Source organism: Streptomyces sp. NRRL B-3229, from assembly GCF_000719505.1.
In the GTDB taxonomy this organism is placed as follows: Bacteria; Actinomycetota; Actinomycetes; order Streptomycetales; family Streptomycetaceae; genus Streptomyces; species Streptomyces griseorubiginosus.
Map to the genome: position 1 here is coordinate 24184 of NZ_JOGP01000009.1, position 22320 is coordinate 46503.

The 22320-nt window shown below is 69.4% G+C and carries 19 protein-coding genes and 4 tRNA genes; 13 read left to right on the top strand and 10 right to left on the bottom strand.

The genetic code is table 11. From position 1 onward, the window contains the following. Positions 1-91: 91 nt before the first annotated feature. The 3 genes from hrpA to IF54_RS43400 all read left to right on the top strand — a co-directional run bounded on the left by hrpA (position 92) and on the right by IF54_RS43400 (position 4715). Entirely contained in the window at positions 92-4051 is a 3960-nt protein-coding gene (hrpA, locus tag IF54_RS0116495; protein ID WP_030319181.1) for an ATP-dependent RNA helicase HrpA, read from the top strand. Between the two features lie 94 nt (positions 4052-4145). Continuing rightward, positions 4146-4220: transfer RNA gene (locus tag IF54_RS0116500), tRNA-Asp, on the top strand. 291 nt (positions 4221-4511) lie between these two features. Continuing rightward, positions 4512-4715 carry a DUF6274 family protein gene (locus IF54_RS43400; protein ID WP_078851996.1) on the top strand — a complete coding sequence of 68 codons (204 nt, stop codon included), beginning with the start codon at positions 4512-4514 and terminating at the stop codon, positions 4713-4715. Positions 4716-5126: 411 nt separating this feature from the next. Here IF54_RS43400 and bldC read toward each other — a convergent pair whose 3' ends face one another. Both bldC and IF54_RS0116510 read right to left on the bottom strand, forming a co-directional pair. Then, a complete protein-coding gene (gene bldC / locus IF54_RS0116505) occupies positions 5127-5333 on the bottom strand; it encodes a developmental transcriptional regulator BldC (protein WP_003949541.1) in 207 nt (68 codons plus the stop codon). A gap of 457 nt (positions 5334-5790) precedes the next feature. Then, positions 5791-6633, bottom strand: a complete 843-nt coding sequence (locus tag IF54_RS0116510) for a hypothetical protein (RefSeq protein ID WP_030319183.1) — start codon at positions 6631-6633, stop codon at positions 5791-5793. Between the two features lie 223 nt (positions 6634-6856). Between IF54_RS0116510 and IF54_RS0116515 the strand changes: the two genes are divergently transcribed. After that, on the top strand, positions 6857-7957 hold the full coding sequence (locus IF54_RS0116515) for a Leu/Phe/Val dehydrogenase (RefSeq protein ID WP_030319185.1): 1101 nt from the start codon (positions 6857-6859) through the stop codon (positions 7955-7957). 319 nt (positions 7958-8276) lie between these two features. Continuing rightward, positions 8277-8531: a DUF3073 domain-containing protein gene (locus IF54_RS0116520; RefSeq protein ID WP_030319187.1), complete on the top strand. Its 255-nt coding sequence runs from the start codon at positions 8277-8279 to the stop codon at positions 8529-8531. Between the two features lie 66 nt (positions 8532-8597). Here IF54_RS0116520 and purM read toward each other — a convergent pair whose 3' ends face one another. The 7 genes from purM to purS all read right to left on the bottom strand — a co-directional run bounded on the left by purM (position 8598) and on the right by purS (position 16254). Continuing rightward, the gene (gene purM / locus IF54_RS0116525; RefSeq protein ID WP_030319189.1) at positions 8598-9665 is read right to left on the bottom strand and encodes a phosphoribosylformylglycinamidine cyclo-ligase; all 1068 of its coding nucleotides are present in this window, start codon (positions 9663-9665) and stop codon (positions 8598-8600) included. A 45-nt stretch (positions 9666-9710) separates the two neighbouring features. Continuing rightward, positions 9711-11240 (bottom strand): amidophosphoribosyltransferase, encoded by a 1530-nt coding sequence (purF, locus tag IF54_RS0116530; RefSeq protein WP_030319192.1) that lies wholly within the window; start codon positions 11238-11240, stop codon positions 9711-9713. Positions 11241-11297: 57 nt separating this feature from the next. Further along, positions 11298-12122, bottom strand: a complete 825-nt coding sequence (locus IF54_RS0116535) for an META domain-containing protein (RefSeq protein WP_030319194.1) — start codon at positions 12120-12122, stop codon at positions 11298-11300. Between the two features lie 51 nt (positions 12123-12173). Beyond that, positions 12174-12971 (bottom strand): maleylpyruvate isomerase family mycothiol-dependent enzyme, encoded by a 798-nt coding sequence (locus IF54_RS0116540; RefSeq protein WP_030319197.1) that lies wholly within the window; start codon positions 12969-12971, stop codon positions 12174-12176. Positions 12972-13058: 87 nt separating this feature from the next. Next, complete coding sequence (gene purL / locus IF54_RS0116545) at positions 13059-15317, bottom strand: phosphoribosylformylglycinamidine synthase subunit PurL (protein WP_020133953.1); 2259 nt, start codon at positions 15315-15317, stop codon at positions 13059-13061. Next, on the bottom strand, positions 15314-15994 hold the full coding sequence (purQ, locus tag IF54_RS0116550; protein WP_030319200.1) for a phosphoribosylformylglycinamidine synthase subunit PurQ: 681 nt from the start codon (positions 15992-15994) through the stop codon (positions 15314-15316). Before purQ ends, purL begins: the two co-directional genes overlap by 4 nt. Beyond that, entirely contained in the window at positions 15991-16254 is a 264-nt protein-coding gene (gene purS / locus IF54_RS0116555) for a phosphoribosylformylglycinamidine synthase subunit PurS (protein ID WP_020133955.1), read from the bottom strand. Before purS ends, purQ begins: the two co-directional genes overlap by 4 nt. Before the next feature lie 269 nt (positions 16255-16523). Between purS and IF54_RS0116560 the strand changes: the two genes are divergently transcribed. The 8 genes from IF54_RS0116560 (at position 16524) to IF54_RS0116595 (ending at position 21200) form a co-directional block, all read left to right on the top strand. Beyond that, positions 16524-16841: a histone-like nucleoid-structuring protein Lsr2 gene (locus tag IF54_RS0116560; protein ID WP_030319203.1), complete on the top strand. Its 318-nt coding sequence runs from the start codon at positions 16524-16526 to the stop codon at positions 16839-16841. A gap of 124 nt (positions 16842-16965) precedes the next feature. After that, a tRNA-Gly gene (locus IF54_RS0116565) sits at positions 16966-17037 on the top strand. Between the two features lie 79 nt (positions 17038-17116). Beyond that, a tRNA-Gly gene (locus IF54_RS0116570) sits at positions 17117-17189 on the top strand. 127 nt (positions 17190-17316) lie between these two features. Then, positions 17317-18249 carry an ABC transporter ATP-binding protein gene (locus IF54_RS0116575; RefSeq protein ID WP_030319205.1) on the top strand — a complete coding sequence of 311 codons (933 nt, stop codon included), beginning with the start codon at positions 17317-17319 and terminating at the stop codon, positions 18247-18249. Positions 18250-18404: 155 nt separating this feature from the next. Next, a complete protein-coding gene (locus IF54_RS0116580) occupies positions 18405-19178 on the top strand; it encodes an ABC transporter permease (protein ID WP_030319207.1) in 774 nt (257 codons plus the stop codon). A 14-nt stretch (positions 19179-19192) separates the two neighbouring features. Beyond that, positions 19193-20497, top strand: a complete 1305-nt coding sequence (locus IF54_RS0116585) for a sensor histidine kinase (RefSeq protein WP_234438991.1) — start codon at positions 19193-19195, stop codon at positions 20495-20497. After that, a complete protein-coding gene (locus IF54_RS0116590) occupies positions 20494-21102 on the top strand; it encodes a response regulator transcription factor (protein WP_030319213.1) in 609 nt (202 codons plus the stop codon). Before IF54_RS0116585 ends, IF54_RS0116590 begins: the two co-directional genes overlap by 4 nt. Positions 21103-21124: 22 nt before the next feature. Continuing rightward, positions 21125-21200: transfer RNA gene (locus IF54_RS0116595), tRNA-Gly, on the top strand. A 113-nt stretch (positions 21201-21313) separates the two neighbouring features. Here the strand turns inward: IF54_RS0116595 and IF54_RS0116600 are convergent. Next, on the bottom strand, positions 21314-22213 hold the full coding sequence (locus IF54_RS0116600) for a phosphoribosylaminoimidazolesuccinocarboxamide synthase (RefSeq protein WP_030319215.1): 900 nt from the start codon (positions 22211-22213) through the stop codon (positions 21314-21316). Between the last annotated feature and the right edge of the window lie 107 nt (positions 22214-22320).

The following is a 22320-nucleotide window of genomic DNA, read 5'->3' on the forward strand; positions in this document are numbered from 1 at the left end:
CGATCCGCCGGCCCTCTGATCCACCAGGCTGCGCCGCCCGGGACAAAACCGTTCGCCAGTAATTTCCCGGGGATGAGATCCTGGATCGCGTATGTCTACGCATCCTGCCCCCGCCCCCGGCACCCCCGCTTTCGGGGATCTCGCCGCCCGCCTGACCGAGCTGACCCTGCGTGACGCGCAACGGCTCGGGCGCAGGCTCGAAGGCGCGCGCCGGATCCGCAAGCCGGAGGCGCGCGCCGCCGTGCTGGCCGAGATCGAGGTGGAGGTCGGCAAGGGCGAGGAGCGGGTGCACGCGCGCCGTGCACGCGTACCCGCCGTGACCTACCCCGAGCAGCTCCCGGTCAGCCAGAAGAAGGACGAGATCGCGGCCGCCATCCGTGATCACCAGGTCGTGATCGTGGCCGGTGAGACCGGCTCCGGCAAGACGACCCAGATCCCGAAGATCTGCCTGGAGCTCGGCCGGGGCGTCAAGGGCATGGTCGGGCACACCCAGCCCCGCCGGATCGCCGCCCGCACGGTCGCCGAGCGCGTCGCCGAGGAGCTGAACACCCCGCTCGGCGAGGCCGTCGGCTGGAAGGTGCGGTTCACCGACCAGGTGAACCAGGACGCGACCTTCGTGAAGCTGATGACGGACGGCATCCTGCTCGCCGAGATCCAGACCGACCGCGAGCTGCGCGCCTACGACACGATCATCATCGACGAGGCCCACGAGCGGTCCCTCAACATCGACTTCCTGCTCGGCTACCTGGCCCAGCTGCTGCCGAGGCGCCCCGACCTCAAGGTCGTCATCACCTCCGCGACCATCGACCCCGAGCGCTTCTCCCGGCACTTCGGAGACGCCCCGATCGTCGAGGTCAGCGGCCGGACGTACCCCGTCGAGGTCCGCTACCGACCGCTCCTCGAGGAGGACTCGGAGGACTCCGACCGCGACCAGATCACCGCGATCTGCGATGCCGTCGAGGAGCTCCAGGGCGAGGGCAAGGGTGACATCCTCGTCTTCCTCTCGGGCGAGCGCGAGATCCGCGACACCGCGGACGCCCTGGTGAAGAAGAACTACCGCTTCACCGAGGTCCTCCCGCTCTACGCGCGGCTCTCGCACGCCGAGCAGCATCGCGTGTTCCAGCCGCACACCGGCCGCAGGATCGTTCTGGCGACCAACGTCGCCGAGACCTCCCTGACCGTCCCGGGCATCAAGTACGTCATCGACCCCGGGTTCGCCCGTATCTCCCGCTACAGCCACCGCACCAAGGTGCAGCGGCTGCCCATCGAGGCGATCTCGCAGGCCAGCGCCAACCAGCGCAAGGGCCGCTGCGGCCGTACGTCCGACGGCATCTGCATCCGCCTCTACAGCGAGGAGGACTTCGAGGCCCGCCCGGAGTTCACGGACGCGGAGATCCTGCGGACCAATCTCGCCTCCGTCATCCTCCAGATGACCGCGGCCGGCCTCGGCGACATCGAGAAGTTCCCCTTCATCGACCCGCCGGACCACCGCAACATCCGCGACGGCGTCCAACTCCTCCAGGAACTGGGCGCGTTGGACCCCTCCGAGAAGGACGTACGCAAGCGGCTCACCCAGACCGGCCGCAAGCTCGCGCAGCTGCCCGTCGACCCGCGCCTGGCACGCATGGTCCTGGAGGCCGACAAGAACGGCTGTGTCCGCGAGGTCATGGTCATAGCCGCCGCGCTGTCCATCCAGGACCCGCGCGAGCGCCCGGCCGACAAGCAGACCCAGGCCGACCAGCAGCACGCCCGCTTCAAGGACGAGACCAGCGACTTCCTGGCGTACCTGAACCTGTGGCGGTACGTCCGCGAGCAGCAGAAGGAGCGGGGCTCGTCGTCCTTCCGCCGGATGTGCAAGCAGGAGTACCTCAACTTCCTGCGCATCCGCGAGTGGCAGGACATCTACACGCAACTGCGTACCGTCGCCAAGCAGATGGGCATCCATCTGAACGAGGAGGACGCGGCCGACCAGTCGGTCCATGTCTCCCTCCTCGCCGGCCTTCTCTCCCACATCGGGATGAAGGACGTGAAGGACGGCAACAAGAACGAGTACCTGGGCGCCCGCAACGCCAAGTTCGCGATCTTCCCCGGCTCGTCCCTCTTCAAGAAGCAGCCGCGGTTCGTGATGTCGGCGGAGCTGGTGGAGACCTCGCGGCTGTGGGCCCGGGTCAACGCGAAGATCGAGCCCGAGTGGGTCGAGCCGCTCGCCGAGCACCTCCTGAAGCGGACGTACTCCGAACCGCACTGGGAGAAGGACCAGGCCGCGGTGATGGCGTACGAGAAGGTCACGCTCTACGGCGTGCCGATCGTCGCCCAGCGGAAGGTGAACTACGGCCGGATCGACCCGGAGTCCTCCCGCGAGCTTTTCATCCGCAACGCCCTGGTCGAGGGTGACTGGCGCACGCACCACAAGTTCTTCGCCGACAACCGCAAGCTGCTGAGCGAGGTCGAGGAGCTCGAACACCGGGCCCGGCGACGGGACATCGTGGTCGACGACGACACCCTGTTCGACTTCTACGACCAGCGGGTGCCCGAACACGTCGTCTCCGGCGCCCACTTCGACTCCTGGTGGAAGCGCAAGCGGCACGAGGAGCCTGAATTCCTCGACTTCGAGCGGGAGATGCTCATCCGGGAGTCGGCGGAGGCGGTCACCAAGGCCGACTATCCCGACTCGTGGCGGCAGGGCCAGCTGAAGTTCCGGGTGACGTACCAGTTCGAGCCGGGAGCGGACGCGGACGGTGTGACGGTCCACATCCCGCTCCAGGTCCTGAACCAGGTCAAGGACGAGGGCTTCGACTGGCAGATCCCGGGCCTGCGCGAGGAGTTGGTGACCGAGCTGATCCGTTCCCTCCCCAAGCCGATCCGCCGCAACTACGTGCCGGCGCCGAACTTCGCGAAACGGTTCCTGGACACGGCGGTGCCGTTGCAGGAGCCCTTGACGGTCACCATGGCCCGCGAGCTGAAGCGCATGGTCGGCGTGCCCTTCGACGCGGAGGACTTCGACCAGTCCCGGATCCCCGACCACCTCCGGATCACGTTCCGGATCGTGGACGAGCGGCGGCGGAAACTGGCGGAGGCCAAGGACCTGGAGGCGCTTCGGGTCCAGCTGAAGCCGAAGGCGCGCCAGGCGCTCTCCCAGGCGGCCGCCGCGACGGCCTCCCGCGAGGGTGGCGAGTCCCTGGAGCGCAAGGGCCTGACGGACTGGACGATCGGCTCCCTCACCCGGGTCTTCGAGACCCGCCGGGCGGGGCAGCCGGTGAAGGCGTACCCGGCGCTGGTGGACGACGGCGACACCGTCTCCGTGCGCCTCTTCGACACCGAGGCCGAGCAGGCCGAGGCGATGTGGAAGGGCACCCGGCGGCTCATCGTGCGCAACATCCCGGTGAACCCGGCGAAGTTCGCGTCCGAGAAGCTGACGAACCCCCAGAAGCTGGCCCTGTCGGCGAATCCGCACGGCTCCATCCAGGCCCTGTTCGACGACTGCGCGACCGCGGCGGCGGACAAGCTGATCGGGGACTTCGGGGGGCCGGCGTGGGACGAGGAGTCGTACCGGAAGCTGTACGACAAGGTGCGTTCGGAGATCGTCGACACCACGGTCCGCACGGTCGGCCAGGTGCAGCAGGTACTCGCCGCCTGGCAGGCCTGTGAGCGCCGCCTGAAGGCCGTACGGAGCCCCGCGCTGCTGGCGAACCTGGCGGACGTACGCAAGCAGTTGGACGCCCTGGTGAGGCCCGGCTTCGTCACGGAGACGGGGTTGCGGCGCCTGCCCGACCTCATGCGCTACCTGGTGGCGGCGGACCGGCGGCTCCAGCAGATGCCGGCGAACGCCCAGCGGGACACGACCCGTATGGAGAAGGTCCACGAGATGCAGGACGAGTACGCCTGGCTCCTGGAGCAGCTCCCGCAGGGCCGGCCCGTGCCGCAGCAGGTCCTGGACGTCCGCTGGATGATCGAGGAGCTCCGGGTCAGCTATTTCGCCCACGCGTTGGGCACGGCGTACCCGATCTCGGACAAGCGGATCGTGAAGACGATCGACACGCTGGCTCCGTGACGACACCTTCACACAGGGTGAGTTCGACCAGGACGTCCCTGCTCCTGTACAGTCCTTCTCGCAGCGCAACGCACCGATAAGCGCCGCGAAACCTGGTCCTGTGGAGCAGTTTGGAGTGCTCGCCACCCTGTCAAGGTGGAGGCCGCGGGTTCAAATCCCGTCAGGACCGCAGTAAAGAGAAGGCCCGCATCCCGGCAACGGGGCGCGGGCCTTCTTCTTTGGGTACGCAGGGCCAGGTATCTCAGCCCGTCCGGCGTTTGAGGACGAGGCCCGTTCAGGGCCGAAGCGGGGGCCGGGGGCGGCAGCCCCCAGGGCGGTCACGGCGGCGCCGAGCGAGGCAGGGCGGGCGTTGAGCGGTGTCACGGCGTCCCCGCGGAGCGCCACGCCATCTTGACGGCGCCTCAAGACCCCGGTACCCAGAAACCAGGCCCCCGTTCCCGACGGAGCCCGGAGGTGGCGTATGGCGGCATCGGTCAGGCACGAGACGCGGGCCCTGCTCCGCGCACACCTGTCTGCCGCGTCGTCGTATCGGCATCTGACCCGGCACTGCCCGATCTGCCATCGCCTCCTGCGCCTGGCGATGGATTCCGCGCCCCGAGCATCCGAACTCCCGGAGGAACCGGAAGAACAGCCGAGGGAGGACGAGACCCCCTCCCCGGCGTGACAGGGCATGACACGGCCTGGCCCCCTCTAGCGCACAAGTCCCAACCGCAACAAGGACTCTGGCATGTGACGGGAGTCACCGCATGAGTTTTTAAAACGGTGGAACTTACCCCTCCCCTACAACAGGTCAATTTAATATGTGCAATTGCACTACTGATCCGACCTGCCCCAGGGCCCGCTCCACAGGAGATCCGACACCCCTCCCCAGACTCCGACAAGCCCACTCACAGCGGCTCCCACCACCCCCTGCGCGCGCACAAAAAAGATCGCGCTGGACTCGGCGGAGTCCAGCGCGATCGACGACGGGGTTGAGAATGGGCCCTGTTGGGGCAGGACCCGCGTCGCTTGGAGCCAGGGTTCGGACGCCGCGACCAGTTGGGGGACCAGCCGGTTTGTCCGGTTATTGAGTTGTTCAGGCCTCGCTGCGCTGCTGCGGAATGCCCGCGAGCAGAGCGCGGACCTCAGCCTCGCGGTAACGGCGGTGTCCGCCGAGCGTACGGATCGACGTGAGCTTGCCGGCCTTCGCCCACCGCGTGACCGTCTTCGGGTCCACGCGGAACATCGTGGCGACCTCAGCCGGGGTCAGCAGCGGCTCGGCATCAGGGGTGCGAGCGGTCATGAGCGGCCTCCTCGGGAGAACCGAACCTTCTCGGTTCTTTCCTCTAAATTCTGCACCTTGACCCGCGTTGCCCGAAATGGCGGATGCGGGTCGAGTCGGTTATAGGACGAACGGCTTGTCCTCGGCACTACAACTACACCATCCGTCCAGCCTCGTCGGCCAAACCGATGGAATTGCCCCCCAGGTGTTCATCGGCGACGGAAGCCGATGGACCATGCCATAGCGGACAGTCACGCCTCTGTGACGATCAGTCACAGAGGCGATCAGGAGTCACCAGACCCCCCAAAGCGGAACCTCCCCCGGGCCCCTTGTCCTATTTTGGCATGAGGAGGGGTAAGAGACGCAAGAGCCGGATACGTGCGGTCCGTCACGCTTGCCCCTAGTTGATGGGACATCAGCGAAACCTCGTGACACCTTGAGCGAGGACGAAACCCCAAAAAGGGCGTCACGTCAAACGTCAGTTCGCCGAGCGCCGGTCCCTGACCGCCCGCCAGCGCTCCACGAGCCGCCCGTAGGCCTCGCCGGCGGCCGCCCCGTCACCGAGCCTCAGCGCCTCGATGCCCTCGGCCACGTCGGCCGCCGAGTGGTCGTCCTCCAGCTCACCCGGCGGCAGGACGTGCACCAGCCCGCCGTAGTCGAGCTCGACCAGCGAACGCGGGTGGAACTCCTCCAGCCAGCGCCCCACGTCGATCAGGCCGTCGATGAGCGGCCCCTCGTCGACACCGTCCTTCAGGGTCCGCAGCGCCCGCGCCACCCGCCGCCGGGCCTGCACCATGGGCGTGCGGTAGCGCAGCATCGGCGGGACCTCTCCGGACCCCTTGTCGAAGCGCCGCTCCTCGTCGCCCACCAGCACGAACCAGTGCAGCGGCACCTGCCAGGTCGCCGTACGGATCCACGGCCTGGCGTCCGGGTTCCGGGCCAGCCAGCGCTCGTAGTCCTGGGACGTCTGGTGGCGTACGACCGCGGGCAGCACGGCGTCCAGGACCGGGCCCGGCAGCTCCTCGCCGAGCTCCTCCATCGCCAGCCAGCCGCGCAGCCGGGTGCGCCAGGGGCACACGCACACCACGCCGTCCACATCGAGCACGAACGCGTCGCTGCTCTCGTGCACCGGCACCGGGACCGGCGGGGTGGGCAGCAGGTCGGCCAGCGAGCGACGCAGTTCGTCCTGGTACGAAGGGCGCTCCTGACGGCGGGCGTAGCGGGCCCAGTGGGTGCGCTCCGGTTCTGGGAAGGCGGCCAGCGGTTCGTACACGCGCAGATAGGTCGCGTACGGGACGATCACCGAGGACACCTTGGGCACGCCTGCTCTCTCCCCCGCCGCCTGCCGGGAAAACCTGCGAAACCCGCACACAAACGCGCGGGAAAACTATGCAAATCGTCGCACGCCCGCAGGTCACTGGAAGGTGATCCTGAGCACTGCACGGTCTCGGGGCGCCACACGCTCTAATCTCGTGCTCACAGGCCCCCGCCACCCGTACGGGAAGCCTGCACCGATCGCCGCGACTTACCCAGGAGTCACCACAGTGACCGACGTAAACGGCGCCGCTGCCGATGTGCTGCACACCCTGTTCCACTCGGACCAGGGCGGCCACGAGCAGGTCGTGCTCTGCCAGGACCGCAGGAGCGGCCTCAAGGCCGTCATCGCCCTCCACTCCACCGCGCTGGGCCCCGCACTCGGCGGGACCCGCTTCTACCCCTACGCCACCGAGGCGGAGGCCGTCGCCGACGCCCTGAACCTCGCGCGCGGGATGTCGTACAAGAACGCCATGGCCGGACTCGACCACGGCGGTGGCAAGGCCGTGATCATCGGGGACCCGGAGCGCGACAAGAGCGAGGAACTGCTCCTCGCCTACGGCCGCTTCGTCGCCTCCCTCGGCGGCCGGTACGTCACCGCCTGCGACGTCGGCACCTACGTCGCCGACATGGACGTCGTCGCGCGGGAGTGCCGCTGGACGACCGGCCGCTCCCCCGAGAACGGCGGCGCCGGCGACTCCTCCGTCCTGACCGCCTTCGGCGTCTACCAGGGCATGCGGGCCAGCGCCGCGCACCTGTGGGGCGACCCGTCCCTGCGCGGGCGCAAGGTCGGCATCGCGGGCGTCGGCAAGGTCGGGCACCACCTGGTCGCGCACCTGCGCGACGAGGGCGCCGAGGTCGTGATCACGGACGTCCGCGAGGAGGCCGTGGGGCGGATCCTCGCCGCCCACCCGACGGGCGTGACGGCGGTCGCCGACACCGCGACCCTGATCCGCGCCGAGGGCCTCGACATCTACGCCCCCTGCGCGCTCGGCGGTGCCCTGAACGACGACACCGTGCCGGCGCTGACCGCGCGGATCGTCTGCGGCGCCGCCAACAACCAGCTCGAGCACCCGGGCGTGGAGAAGGACCTCGCGGACCGGGGAATCCTCTACGCGCCGGACTACGTGGTGAACGCCGGCGGGGTCATCCAGGTCGCCGACGAACTGCACGGGTTCGACTTCGAGCGGTGCAAGGCCAAGGCAGCGAAGATCTACGACACCACGCTCGCCATCTTCGCACGTGCGAAGGAAGACGGGATTCCGCCGGCCGCGGCGGCCGACCGGATCGCCGAGCAGCGGATGCACGAGGCGGCCCTGACGGGGTCCTGAACGCGGTCCTGAACGGGGTCATGAGCATGGCCCGCTGACGTTTGACCGGTACCCGTCGGCGCACACTTAGAGAGAACTCTCACGTTCGTCGGCGGGTCGGCCGCGAAGAAGTGGTTAAAATCGCGGTTGACCAGCGGGGACGGGGCTCCCCGCGGGTGCCGGTGCCGGGCCCGTGCTGCGGGCGACGTACCGTATGGGCGTGGGCTCAGGTACCGTGGAAGCCCTACGGACCGGACTCTCTGTGGAGAGTCCGTTCCAGATCATGAACGCGTGTCAAGACTCTGGGGCCACCGAGCCCCGTATCCGAGGGGGTCGAGCCATGGGGCGCGGCCGGGCAAAGGCCAAGCAGACGAAGGTCGCCCGCCAGCTGAAGTACAGCAGCGGCGGGACTGATCTGTCGCGTCTGGCCAATGAGCTGGGCGCTTCGACTTCGAGCCAGCCGCCGAATGGCGAGCCGTTCGAGGACGACGACGACGAAGACGACCCGTACGCCCAGTACGCGGATCTCTACAACGACGACGAGGACGAGGACGACGAGTCCGGTCCCACGTCCCAACACCGCCGCGGCGCTTGACGCTCTAGCTGTGCTTGACCCGGTCCGAGTGGTTCCACACCACCGGACCGGGTTTTGCGCTGCCTGTCAGGCGCTGTAGTCACCCACCAGCTCGGCACCGGTCGCCTTGTCGCCCCGGTCCGTGATCTCACCCGCGATCCAGGACTCGACCCCGCGGTCGGCCAGGGTCGCCAGCGCCACGTCCGCCGACTCCTCGGGGACGATCGCGATCATCCCGACGCCCATGTTCAGGGTCTTCTCCAGCTCCAGGCGCTCGACCTGACCCGTCCTGCCGACCAGGTCGAAGATCGGGTCCGGGGTCCAGGTGGTGCGGTCGACGATCGCGTGCAGGCCGTCCGGGATCACACGGGCCAGGTTGGCGGCCAGGCCACCACCGGTGACGTGCGAGAAGGCGTGCACCTCGGCCGTGCTGATCAGGGCCAGGCAGTCCAGGGAGTAGATCTTGGTCGGCTCCAGGAGCTCCTCACCGAGGGTGCGGCCCAGCTCGTCGATCCGGGCGTCCAGGGCGAGGCCCGCCTCGTTCAGGAGCACATGCCGGACAAGCGAGTACCCGTTCGAGTGAAGACCGGAGGCCGCCATGGCGATCACCGCGTCACCCTTACGGATGCGATCCGCGCCGAGCAGCCGGTCGGCCTCCACGACGCCCGTACCGGCGCCCGCGACGTCGAAGTCGTCCGGGCCCAGCAGACCGGGGTGTTCGGCCGTCTCGCCGCCCACCAGGGCGCAGCCGGCGAGCACACAGCCCTCGGCGATGCCCTTGACGATCGCGGCGACCCGCTCGGGGTGGACCTTGCCGACGCAGATGTAGTCGGTCATGAACAGCGGCTCGGCCCCGCACACCACGATGTCGTCCATGACCATCGCGACCAGGTCGTGGCCGATGGTGTCGTAGACGCCCATCTGGCGCGCGATGTCGACCTTGGTGCCCACGCCGTCGGTGGCGGAGGCGAGCAGGGGGCGCTCGTAGCGCTTGAGGGCGGAGGCGTCGAAGAGTCCGGCGAAACCGCCGAGGCCGCCGAGGACCTCGGGGCGCTGGGTCTTCTTCACCCACTCCTTCATCAGTTCTACGGCGCGGTCGCCCGCCTCGATGTCGACGCCCGCGGCTGCGTAGCTGGCACCAGTTGTCTCAGACATGGCAGTAGAGAACTTTCGTGTCGTACGTCAGGTGGGACGGGCTGCCTACGGGCGACGGATCGCGTCGGCCGCGGCCGTGGCGGCGGGCCCTGCGGCCAGCTCGGTCTCCAGGAGCTGCTTGCCGAGCAGCTCGGGGTCCGGGAGCTCCATCGGGTACTCGCCGTCGAAGCAGGCGCGGCAGAGGTTCGGCTTGGCGATGGTGGTCGCCTCGATCATGCCGTCGATGGAGATGTAGGCCAGCGAGTCCGCGCCCAGGCTGGTGCCGATCTCGTCGATCGTCATGCCGTTGGCGATGAGCTCGGCGCGGGTGGCGAAGTCGATGCCGAAGAAGCAGGGCCACTTCACGGGCGGCGAGGAGATCCGGATGTGGACCTCGGCGGCGCCCGCCTCGCGGAGCATGCGGACCAGGGCGCGCTGGGTGTTGCCGCGCACGATCGAGTCGTCGACGACGACCAGCCGCTTGCCCTTGATGACTTCCTTGAGCGGGTTCAGCTTCAGGCGGATGCCGAGCTGGCGAATGGTCTGCGAGGGCTGGATGAACGTACGGCCGACATAGGCGTTCTTCACCAGGCCGGCACCGAAGGGAATGCCGGAGGCTTCCGCGTACCCGATCGCGGCCGGGGTGCCGGACTCCGGGGTCGCTATGACCAGATCGGCCTCTACGGGCGCTTCCTTGGCGAGCTTGCGGCCCATCTCCACGCGGGAGAGGTACACGTTCCGGCCGGCGATGTCGGTGTCGGGGCGCGCCAGATAGACGTACTCGAAGACACAGCCCTTGGGCTTCGCTTCCGCGAATCGGGAGGTGCGCAGACCGTTCTCGTCGATGGCGACGAACTCGCCCGGCTCGATCTCACGGACGTAGCTGGCGCCGCAGATGTCGAGGGCGGCGGACTCGGAGGCGACGACCCAGCCGCGCTCCAGCCGGCCGAGGACCAGCGGGCGGATGCCCTGCGGGTCGCGGGCGGCGTAGAGGGTGTGCTCGTCCATGAAGACGAGCGAGAACGCGCCCCGCACCTTCGGGAGGACCGAGTGGGCCGCCTCCTCGATGGTCAGCGGCTTGCCGTCCTCGTCCTCCTGCGCGGCGAGCAGGGCCGTCAGGAGGTCGGTGTCGTTGGTGGCCGCGACGCGCGGGGTGCGGCCGCCCTCCTTCTTCGGGAGGTCGGCGACCATCTCGGCGAGCTGCGCCGTGTTGACCAGGTTGCCGTTGTGGCCGAGCGCGATCGAACCGTGCGCGGTGGCGCGGAACGTCGGCTGGGCGTTCTCCCACACGGAGGCGCCGGTGGTCGAGTAGCGGGCGTGACCGACCGCGATGTGACCCTGGAGCGAACCGAGCGAGGTCTCGTCGAAGACCTGGGACACCAGGCCCATGTCCTTGAAGACGAGGATCTGGGAGCCGTTGCTGACCGCGATACCCGCGGATTCCTGGCCCCGATGCTGGAGGGCGTAGAGCCCGAAGTAAGTGAGCTTGGCGACCTCTTCACCGGGAGCCCAGACCCCGAAGACGCCGCAAGCGTCCTGGGGGCCCTTCTCGCCGGGGAGCAGATCATGACTGAGTCGACCGTCACCACGTGGCACGGCTCCGAGTGTAGGCGAGATCGACCACTGGTCCGAATTCGCGGAGAGTGGGCTTTCTTACTCCGCGCGGGCCGTAACGCTTCCGCCGGACGGGTTCGTGATCTTCAGAGAATCCCGTTCCTGCTGGTAGGACACCTTGCCGGAGAGGATCCCGGCGAGTTCACGCTCGGTCTTCATCACCGGGCCCGAACACATCATGCGCGTGGTCGCCAGGGACCCGAAGTCGATGGTCCCGTCCTTGACGACGGCTTTGCCGTGGAAGGTGTTGCAGCCGAGGCTGCCGGTGACGGTGTCGTCCTCGGTGAGGGTGATGTGGGCGTTCCCGCCCAGGGACCAGCGGGTGCCCTTGAGGGCCGGGGGCTTCTTCTCGCGGAAGGAGATGCTGTCGCCGCGCGGTGTGGTCAGGGTCAGGGTGCTGACGCCGTTCCGTACCGTGACCTTGGCCTTGTGGGTGCCCTGGAAGACCTCGACGAACTTGGCCTCGAACGTGCCGAGCGGGTCGGGGCAGCCGATCAGCGTCTGGATCAGGTCGGTGATCCGCACGGTGTCGCCGTCGATCTCGGCGTCGGCACCGATGCTGTTGCAGCCGACCGAGCCGCCGGAATCACCGCCGTCCTCACGGGCGGCGCCGGGGTCGGGCTTGAAGACGATGCGGGCGTCCTGGACGGTCTTGGCGTCCTTCGGCAGGACGTACTCCTTGCCGTTGACGGTCACCTTCTGCGGCAACCAGTCGACGTCCGCGATACCGGCCGGCCGGGACGCCTTCCCGCGGTCGGTGACGCCGTCGCTCCCGGCGCCGGACTGCGTGCCGCACGCGGCCGTCAGCAGGGCGGTGCCGACGGCGGCCAGGGCGGCGCATTTCACACGTGTCGTCCGCTTCATGCCTCTTGGACGCACGAGCCCCGCGAAGGGTTCGCTCCCCCACCCGTCGAATCAGGCCATCAGCGGCAGCAGCCCGCCCAGGTCCGCCCGCTCCCCGCTCGCACTGACCTTGGCCTTCTCGATCGCGTCCTGCCAGGTGAGCCGCCCGGTGGCGAGCCGGAGCCAGGTCAGCGGGTCGGTCTCGACGACGTTCGGCGGGGTGCCCCGGGTGTGCCTGGGCCCCTCGACGCACTGCACGACGGCGTACGGCGGCACCCGTACCTCGGTCGAACCGCCGGGCGCCTTCACGGCGAGGGCGTCGGCAAGGAGCCGGGTGCAGGCGGCCAGGGCCTGACGGTCGTACGGGATCTCCAGGCCGGGGACGGCCGCGTTCAGGTCGTCGGTGTGGACGACGAGTTCGACGGTCCGGGTGACCAGGTAGTCGGCGAGGGGCAGCGCGCCGACGTTGGTCTCCAGGAGCCGCGTGCCGGGGTGGGCGTCCAGCAGCTCGGCCAGGGTCCGCTCGACGCCGCCGAGGTGGGCGTCGAGGTCGGGGTGCCGTTCGGCGACGCCCCGGGTGAAGTCGTCGATGGCCGGGGCGCTTTGGGCGGTGGCGAAGGGCCAGTCGAGGAGCGTGGCGTCCTGCCGCGGGGGCGCGGGCCGCTCCAGGCTCCGGTGCACGGCCGTGACCGCCATCGCGATGTGCGCGACCAGCTCCCGCACCGTCCACTCGCCCAGCCGCGTGGGGAGCGCCAGTTGCTCGGGGGTCAGCGTGCGTACGGCCGCCCGTACGTGTCCTAGCTGGGCCTCCACGGCCTTGCGGATCTTGACGGGGTCGTAGGTGCGGGCGCGCTTCCTGGCCGTGGGCATGACGGAGAGCCTAGTCCGGCACCCCCATGACGAAGGCCCCGCCCGTCACGACGACAGGCGGGGCCTTCCGGCTCGTACGACTGCCGACTACTTGAGCAGTGCGGGGATCGTCTCCTCGTGAGCCGTCCGCAGCTCCTCCAGCGACAGCTCGAACTCGCCCTGGAGCTCGACCGAGTCACCGTCCACGACACCGATGCGGGTGACGGGCAGGCCCCGGGCGCCGCACATGTCGTTGAAGCGGAGCTCCTCGGAGCGCGGGACCGCCACCACGGCACGGCCCGCCGACTCCGAGAACAGGAACGTGAACGCGTCGAGCCCGTCCGGTACGACCAGACGCGCGCCCTTGCCGCCGAGCAGGGCCGACTCCACGACCGCCTGGATCAGACCGCCGTCGGAGAGGTCGTGCGCGGAGTCGATCATGCCGTCCCGGGAGGCGGAGATCAGGATCTCGGCCAGCAGGCGCTCGCGCTCCAGGTCGACCTTGGGCGGCAGGCCGCCGAGGTGGTCGTGGACGACCTGGGACCAGGCCGAGCCGCCGAACTCCTCGCGGGTGTCACCGAGGAGGTACAGCAACTGGCCCTCCTCCTGGAACGCGACCGGCGTGCGCCGGGCCACGTCGTCGATGACGCCGAGGACGGCCACGACCGGGGTCGGGTGGATGGCCGCCTCGCCCGTCTGGTTGTAGAGCGAGACGTTGCCGCCGGTCACCGGGGTGCCGAGCTGCTGGCAGGCGTCGGCGAGACCACGGATGGCCTCCGCGAACTGCCACATGACGGCCGGGTCCTCGGGCGAGCCGAAGTTCAGGCAGTCGGACACCGCGAGCGGCTTGGCACCCGTGGTGGCGACATTGCGGTACGCCTCCGAGAGCGCCAGCTGGGCGCCCGCGTACGGGTCCAGCTTGGCGTACCGGCCGTTGCCGTCGGTCGCGATGGCGACACCGAGGCCGGTCTCCTCGTCGATGCGGATCATGCCGGAGTCCTCGGGCTGGGCGAGGACCGTGTTGCCCTGCACGAAGTGGTCGTACTGCGAGGTGATCCACTTCTTGGAGGCCTGGTTGGGAGAGCTCACCAGCTGGAGGACCTGCTGCCTGAGCTCTTCCGAAGTCCCGGGCCGGGGAAGCTTGTTGGCGTCGTCGGCCTGGAGCTCGTCCTGCCAGGACGGCCGGGCGTACGGACGCTCGTAGACCGGGCCGTCGTGCGCGACCGTACGCGGGTCGACGTCGACGATCTTGCCGCCGTGCCAGTAGATCTCCAGGCGGTCGCCGTCGGTCACCTCACCGATGACGGTCGCGATGACGTCCCACTTGTCGCAGATCTCCAGGAACCGGTCGACCTTCTCCGGCTCCACGACCGCGCACATGCGTTCCTGCGACTCGCTCATGAGGATTTCCTCGGGCGAGAGCGTCGAGTCGCGCAGCGGTACGTCGTCCAGCGTCACGCGCATGCCGCCGGAGCCGTTGGAGGCGAGCTCGGAGGTGGCGCAGGACAGACCGGCCGCGCCGAGGTCCTGGATGCCGACGACCAGCTTCTCCTTGAAGGCCTCCAGGGTGCACTCGATGAGGAGCTTCTCCTGGAAGGGGTCGCCGACCTGGACGGCCGGGCGCTTCGACGGCTTGGCGTCGTCGAAGGTCTCGGAGGCCAGGATCGAGGCGCCGCCGATGCCGTCGCCACCGGTCCGGGCCCCGTACAGGATGACCTTGTTGCCCGCGCCGGACGCCTTCGCGAGGTGGATGTCCTCGTGCCGCATCACACCGATGGCACCGGCGTTGACCAGCGGGTTGCCCTGGTAACAGGCGTCGAAGACGACCTCGCCGCCGATGTTGGGGAGCCCGAGGCAGTTGCCGTAGCCGCCGATGCCGGCGACGACACCCGGCAGGACGCGCTTGGTGTCGGGGTGGTCCGCCGCACCGAAGCGCAGGGGGTCGACCACGGCGACCGGGCGCGCGCCCATCGCGATGATGTCGCGCACGATGCCGCCGACGCCGGTGGCCGCGCCCTGGTAGGGCTCGACGTACGACGGGTGGTTGTGCGACTCGACCTTGAAGGTGACCGCGTAACCCTGACCGACGTCCACGACGCCGGCGTTCTCACCGATGCCGACGAGCAGGGCGTCCGACTGGGGAGCCTTCTCGCCGAACTGGCGCAGGTGCACCTTCGACGACTTGTACGAGCAGTGCTCGGACCACATGACCGAGTACATGGCGAGCTCGGCACCGGTGGGCCGGCGGCCGAGGATCTCGACGACGCGCTCGTACTCGTCCTTCTTCAGGCCCAGTTCGGCCCAGGGCAGCTCGACGTCGGGGGTCGCGGCCGCGTGCTCGACCGTGTCCAGAGGCGTCCGGCTCATGCGTTGACCAGCTTCTTGAGGATCGAGGTGAAGAAGGGGAGGCCGTCGGTGCGGCCCGTCCCGATCAGCGGCTCGGTGGCGTGCTCGGGGTGCGGCATGAGGCCTACGACGTTCCCGGCCTCGTTGGTGATGCCGGCGATGTCACGGAGCGAGCCATTGGGGTTGAAGTCGAGGTAGCGGAAGACGACCCGCCCCTCGGCCTCCAGCTTGTCCAGCGTGTACTCGTCGGCGACGTACCGGCCGTCCATGTTCTTCAGCGGGATGTGGATCTCCTGGCCGGACGTGTAGTCGGCGGTCCAGGCGGTGTCCGCGTTCTCCACCCGCAGCTTCTGGTCGCGGCAGATGAAGTGGAGGTGGTCGTTGCCGAGCATCCCGCCCGGGAGCAGGTGGGCCTCGGTGAGGATCTGGAAGCCGTTGCAGATGCCGAGGACCGGGAGACCGGCCTTCGCCTGCTCGATGACCGTCTCCATCACGGGCGAGAAGCGGGAGATGGCGCCGGCCCGCAGATAGTCGCCGTAGGAGAAACCACCGGGGAGCACGATCGCGTCGACCTGGTGGAGGTCCTTGTCCTTGTGCCACAGGGCGACCGGTTCGGCACCCGCGAGGCGGATCGCGCGCTGGGTGTCCCGGTCGTCGAGGCTGCCGGGGAAAGTGACGACGCCAATACGAGCGGTCACTTCACGGCCTCCGCGACTTCCTCGATCTTCACGGTGAAGTCCTCGATCACGGTGTTGGCGAGGAAGGATTCCGCAAGATCATGGATGCGGGCCAGCGCGGCCTCGTCGACCGGACCCTCAACTTCCAGTTCGAATCGCTTTCCCTGACGTACGTCGGAGATGCCTTCGAAACCCAGTCGCGGCAGTGCGCGCTGGACCGCCTGGCCCTGGGGGTCGAGGATCTCCGGCTTGAGCATGACGTCGACTACGACGCGTGCCACTGGCACTCCCGGTGGTGTGGTGCTGAGCAGGTTCCTTCAGACTACCCGCACAAAATTTCTACGCGCGTTGAGTTGTAGGAATCTACGTGACGGCCATCACGGCCGGCCTGCCGCTCCGGTGTTCGCGAAAATTTCCGGGAAAGATCTCAGATCGACACCCGATACCTATTGCGCTCGGACACGCGGAAGGATTTAGTCGAGCTTCACAATGCATTGTCTGGCACGGTACAAATGAATTGATGACGTGCCGTACGAAGGGACCGATATTCGTGGCGCAGAAGGTCGTGGTCACTCTCTTTGACGACATCGACGGCTCGGAAGCGGCGGAAACGATCGCCTTCGGACTCGACGGCAAGTCGTACGAGATCGACCTGAATCAAACCAATGCCAAGAAACTGCGTAAGGCGCTCGAGCCCTACGTGGAGGCCGGCCGCAAGCGGTCCAGGTCGGGCAAGGCGTACAAGCAGACCGAGGTCGCGCCCGATCCGGCGGCGGTCCGGGCCTGGGCCCAGGCCAACAAGATGGACGTCCCGGCCCGCGGACGCATCCCCAAGAAGGTCTACGAGGCGTTCGCCGAGGCGCAGTAGCTCCCGGTCGACGCCGGGTCACCCGCCCCTCGGGACAACCGACTTGCGTTGCACCCCACCCGGTCAGCTAGAGTCTGGAGCACGCCGAGGGGCGAGGCCGAAAGGCCCAGCTCACGGACTACGTGCGGGTGTAGTTCAGTAGTAGAACATCCTCCTTCCAGGAGGAAGGCGCAGTGTGCAATTCCTGTCACCCGCTCTGCACCACCGGTCCCGGTCCCTTGTGGATCAGGTAGGATGGTGCTCGCGCCGATCGGTGAGAGCCGGTCGGATGCAATGCGAACGTAGCTCAGTTGGTAGAGCGCAACCTTGCCAAGGTTGAGGTCGCGAGTTCGAACCTCGTCGTTCGCTCTTGAGTGAAGACCCCGGTCCCCTGGACCGGGGTTTTTTCTTGCCTCCTGCTCCGTCTGACATTTGTCACACGGAGTGGTGACAGCACGCACTGCTGTCGCCTCCCGTCCGCCGGGACGCTGGGTTCATGAACACCGACGAACACGTGATTGAGGTCACCGACCTGCGGCGTGTGTACGGGGGCGGGTTCGAGGCCGTGCGCGGAATCAGTTTCTCCGTGGCACAGGGAGAGATCTTCGCCCTGCTCGGCACCAACGGCGCCGGCAAGACGTCCACCGTCGAACTGCTGGAGGGGCTCGCCCGGCCGACCGAGGGGCGCATCCGCGTCCTCGGCCACGATCCCCATACCGAACGGGCCGTCGTACGGCCCCGCACCGGCGTGATGCTCCAGGAGGGCGGCTTTCCCTCCGAGCTGACCGTGGGCGAGACCGCGCGGATGTGGGCGGGCTGTGTGAGTGGGGCCCGGCCGCCGCTGGAGGTTCTGGAACTGGTCGGGCTCGCCCGGCGGACCGGCGTACGCGTGAAGCAGCTGTCCGGAGGGGAGCGGCGGCGCCTCGACCTGGCGCTCGCGCTGCTCGGCGACCCCGAGGTGCTGTTCCTCGACGAGCCGACGACCGGGCTCGACGCCGAAGGGCGCCGGGACACCTGGGAGTTGGTGCGGGCGCTGCGGGAGGGCGGCACGACCGTACTGCTCACCACGCACTATCTGGAGGAGGCCGAGGGTCTCGCCGACCGGCTGGCGATCCTGCACGAGGGGCGGGTCGCGGCCGAGGGGACACCGGACGAGGTGACCGCCGCGCAGCCGTCGCGGATCTCGTTCGAACTGCCGGAGGGCTGGTTCGTGGGGGATCTGCCGCCGCTCGGGGACCTCGGCGTATCCGGGCACGAGGTCGACGGAAGGGTCGTACGGCTCCGCACGCACGAGCTCCAGCGGGCCGCCACCGGGCTGCTGACCTGGGCCGATCGGGCCGGGGTCGAGCTGCGCCGGCTCGATGTGCGGTCGGCGTCGCTGGAGGAGGCGTTCCTGGGGATCGCGGCGCGTGAGGGGGTGGCGGCGTGAGCGCGAATCGCGGCATGCGTGCGGATGGCGGCGTGAACGCGGAGCGCGGCACGAGGGGCGATGGCGGCACGAGGGCCGATGGCGGCACGAGGGCCGATGGCGGCACGAGGGCCGATGGCGGCACGAGCGTCCCCATCGCGCGAGGCGGTCGCCGCGTGAGCGCCCTCACCACTCCCGCCGAGCGGCTCGGCGCCCTCGCCCGGGCCGAGTTCACGCTGCTCGGACGCAGCAGGGCCACGCTCCTGACGGCTGTGCTGGTGCCGCTCGCGCTGCCGTTCACGCTGCGGTCCGTGGTGGACGACATGGACGTCCAGAAGGAGGGACTGAGCGTCGGGCTCGTGCTGCTGCCCGCCGCGATCGGCTTCTCCCTGCTGTTCGGGGTCTACAGCGCCCTCGTCGCGATCTACACCACCCGGCGCGAGGAGCTGGTGCTGAAGCGGCTGCGCACGGGGGAGCCGCGGGACGCCGAGATCCTGTGCGGGACCGCGCTGCCGATCGGCGCGACCGCGGTGGTGCAGTCCCTGGTGGTGGCGGCGGGAAGCGCGGTGCTGCTCGACCTGCCCGCGCCGCGTGCACCCCAGTTCGCCGTCCTGGGGCTGCTGCTGGGCCTGGTGATGTGTGCGGCCCTCGCGGCCGTGACGGCGGCGGTGACCCGGACCGTGGAGAGCGCGCAGGTCACCACCCTGCCGTTCGTCCTGGTATCGATGGCCGTCTCGGGCGTCACCGTCCCGCTGGAGATGCTGCCGGACCGGCTCGCGTCGGTGTGCGAGCTGCTGCCGCTCTCCCCCGTGATCACCCTGATCCGCGGCGGCTGGTCGGGCACGCTGTCGGTCTACGAGGCCTTCGGCGCCCTCGGGACGGCACTGGCCTGGACCGTGCTCGCGGTGTTTGCTGTGGGACGGTGGTTCCGCTGGGAGCCGAGGCGCTGACGTACGGGGTGAGCATGCGCAAGCCGGGGGGCTGGTGGCGGCGGAAGAGCACGCCGGCGAAGGTCGAGACGTACACGCGGTGGTCGTTCCACTTCTTCGCGCTGACCGAGGTCGCCTCGGTCGGGCTGCCGCTGTTCGGGGCGATGCCCGGCTGGCTGACCGTCCTGATGCTGGTGATGGTGGTCGGACACGCGGGGACCTGTGCCGTGACCGCGTCCCGGGCACTGGACTGGACGCGCGGCCGCCGCGAGCAGCCCGTCCACATGCTGTGGATACTCGGCACGCTCACCTTCGCGGTCGCGGTGACGGCCGTCGCGATCACCGAACACGGACCCGGCGGGGAGAACGTCGACACCGCGGCGGGCGGGATCTTCGCGGTCGTGCTGATCTTCGGTGCCGGAGTGACCGCGCTGGGGGTGCGGGCCCGGAATCGGGTCCTCGCCATCGTCTCGGGGTTCGCCGCGGGCGCGGGGGTCATCGCCTTCCCGCTCGGGATGCCCGCCCCTGCGACCCTTGCGGCGATGGTGGGCGTGCTGCTCGGCGCCGGGTTCCTCGCCTTCACCTCCATCTTCTCGGTGTGGCTGCTCACCGCCGTCTACGAACTCGACGAGGCCCGCGAGACCCGGGCCCGGCTCGCCGTCGCCGAGGAGCGGCTGCGGTTCGGGCGGGACCTGCACGACGTGATGGGCCGGAATCTCGCCGTGATCGCGCTGAAGAGCGAGCTGGCCGTGCAGCTGGCTCGGCGCGGGCGGGAGGAGGCCGTGGACCAGATGACCGAGGTGCAGCGGATCGCCCAGGAGACCCAGCGCGAGGTGCGGGATGTCGTACGGGGCTACCGGGAGGCCGACCTCGGGGCCGAACTGGCGGGAGCGCGAGGAGTGTTGACCGCGGCGGGGATCGACTGCCGGATCACCGGGGAACCGGCCGGGCTGCCCGCCGAGGTGCAGTCGGCGCTCGGCTGGGTGGTGCGGGAGGCCACCACCAACGTCCTGCGGCACGGGGACGCCAAGCGGTGCGAGGTGGTCGTACGGAAGGAAGCAGGGCGTGTGGTGCTGACCGTGGAGAACGACGGGGCGCTGACGGCGTCGGGCTCCGGCGGGTCCGGACTCGCCGGCCTGCGGGAGCGGCTCGCCGCGGTGGCCGGGACGCTGGAGGCAGGACCGGCGGGCAAGGGCGTGTTCCGGCTGGTGGCGCGGGTGCCGGTGGCGGCAGCCGTCGTCGACGGCAGGGTGGTCGACGGCGGTGGCGTGGTCGACGGCAGGGTGGTCGACGGCGGGGTCGTCGACGGCGGGGTCGTCGACGGCGGGGTGGTCGCGTGACCGTGCGTCTGCTGCTCGCCGACGACGAGCATCTGATCCGGGGCGCGCTCGCCGCGCTGCTGTCCCTGGAGGACGATCTGGCCGTCGTCGCGGAGGCGGCCACCGGTCCCGAGGCGCTGGCGATGGCCCGGGCGCACGGGCCCGACGTCGCCGTACTCGACTTGCAGATGCCCGGGGCGGACGGTGTGAAGGTCGCCACATCGCTGCGCGCCGAGCTGCCGTCGTGCAAGGTGCTGATCGTCACCAGTCACGGGCGGCCGGGACATCTCAAGCGGGCTCTCGCGGCGGGTGTGCGCGGATTCGTCCCCAAGACCGTCAGCGCGCAGCGACTCGCCGAGATCATCCGCACGGTGCATGCCGGAAACCGTTACGTCGACCCGGAGTTGGCCGCCGACGCGATCTCCGCCGGGGACTCGCCCCTGACCGCGCGGGAGGCCGAGGTGCTGGAGTTCGCCGCCGACGGGGCGCCCGTCGCGGAGATCGCCGAACGGGCCGCGCTGTCGCAGGGCACCGTACGGAACTACCTGTCGTCGGCCGTCTCCAAGCTCGGGGCGGAGAACCGTCATGCGGCCGTGCGGCTCGCACGCGAGCGAGGTTGGGTATAGTGGTTCCCGCGCCACGGCGCATGCGAACGTAGCTCAGTTGGTAGAGCGCAACCTTGCCAAGGTTGAGGTCGCGAGTTCGAACCTCGTCGTTCGCTCCAGTTCGAAAGCCCCCCGGCTCTGGTCGGGGGGCTTTCGCGTGGTGCGTCTCGCGTTGTGTGTTTCGCGTTTCGCGTTTCGTGCTGAGCCCCGGCTTCCGCCGGGGCTTTTCACGTTACGACCAGCTGGTGCCTGTCAGTCGCTCGAACGCCTCGACGTACTTGGCGCGGGTACGGTCCACGACCTCCTGCGGGAGCGCCGGCGGAGGCTGCTCGCTCTTCCTGTTCCAGCCGGACTCCGGCGAGGTCAGCCAGTCGCGCACGAATTGCTTGTCGTACGACGGCTGCGCGTGCCCTGGCTCCCACTGGTCGGCCGGCCAGAAGCGGGAGGAGTCCGGGGTGAGGACCTCGTCCGCGATGACGAGGGTGTCGCCGTCGAAGCCGAACTCGAACTTGGTGTCCGCGAGGATGATCCCCCGGTCCCGGGCGATGTCCCGGCCCCGGCTGTAGACGGCGAGGGTCGCCTGGCGCAGCTGGGCCGCGGTGTCGGCGCCGACCTGGCGGGCGACCTCCTCGTAGGAGACGTTCTCGTCGTGCTCGCCGACGGCGGCCTTGGTGGCCGGGGTGAAGATCGGGGCGGGCAGCTCGCTGCCGTCGGTGAGACCCTCGGGGAGGGCGAGGCCGCAGACCGTGCGGGAGTCGTTGTACTCCACCAGGCCGGAGCCGGTGAGGTAGCCGCGGGCGACGGCCTCCACGGGGACCATCCGGAGCGACTTGCAGACCAGGGTCCGGCCGGCCCATTCGGCGGGGGCGCCTTCCGGCACGTCCGTGCTCAGGACGTGGTTCGGCAGCAGGTCGGCGATCTGGTCGAACCACCACAGGGACAGCTGGGTGAGGACGCGGCCCTTGTCGGGGATCTCCGTCGGCAGCACCCAGTCGAAGGCGGAGATGCGGTCACTGGCGACCATCACGAGGTCGCCCGCCTCGTTCTGGTACAGCTCGCGCACCTTGCCGGTGTGGAGGTGCACCAGGCCCGGAACCTCGAGCGGCTCGGGCTTTTCTACGAATCCGGACACGGTTCCTCCCCGTGGGTATGTCCAACGGGTCGATTGTCCCGTATATGGGTCCGACCTTGGACTCGGGGTGGGTCGGAGGGGTGGCAGGCGGCTGCGGGCGTGGGCGG

What these genes read in the sequence shown, in the direction of transcription:
- hrpA (WP_030319181.1), top strand. Translation starts at nt 92, where the DNA reads ATGTCTACGCATCCTGCCCCCGCCCCCGGCACCCCCGCTTTCGGGGAT.
- IF54_RS43400 (WP_078851996.1), top strand. Translation starts at nt 4,512, where the DNA reads ATGGCGGCATCGGTCAGGCACGAGACGCGGGCCCTGCTCCGCGCACAC.
- bldC (WP_003949541.1), bottom strand. Translation starts at nt 5,333, where the DNA reads ATGACCGCTCGCACCCCTGATGCCGAGCCGCTGCTGACCCCGGCTGAG.
- IF54_RS0116520 (WP_030319187.1), top strand. Translation starts at nt 8,277, where the DNA reads ATGGGGCGCGGCCGGGCAAAGGCCAAGCAGACGAAGGTCGCCCGCCAG.
- purM (WP_030319189.1), bottom strand. Translation starts at nt 9,665, where the DNA reads ATGTCTGAGACAACTGGTGCCAGCTACGCAGCCGCGGGCGTCGACATC.
- IF54_RS0116535 (WP_030319194.1), bottom strand. Translation starts at nt 12,122, where the DNA reads ATGAAGCGGACGACACGTGTGAAATGCGCCGCCCTGGCCGCCGTCGGC.
- IF54_RS0116540 (WP_030319197.1), bottom strand. Translation starts at nt 12,971, where the DNA reads ATGCCCACGGCCAGGAAGCGCGCCCGCACCTACGACCCCGTCAAGATC.
- purL (WP_020133953.1), bottom strand. Translation starts at nt 15,317, where the DNA reads ATGAGCCGGACGCCTCTGGACACGGTCGAGCACGCGGCCGCGACCCCC.
- IF54_RS0116575 (WP_030319205.1), top strand. Translation starts at nt 17,317, where the DNA reads ATGAACACCGACGAACACGTGATTGAGGTCACCGACCTGCGGCGTGTG.
- IF54_RS0116585 (WP_234438991.1), top strand. Translation starts at nt 19,193, where the DNA reads ATGCGCAAGCCGGGGGGCTGGTGGCGGCGGAAGAGCACGCCGGCGAAG.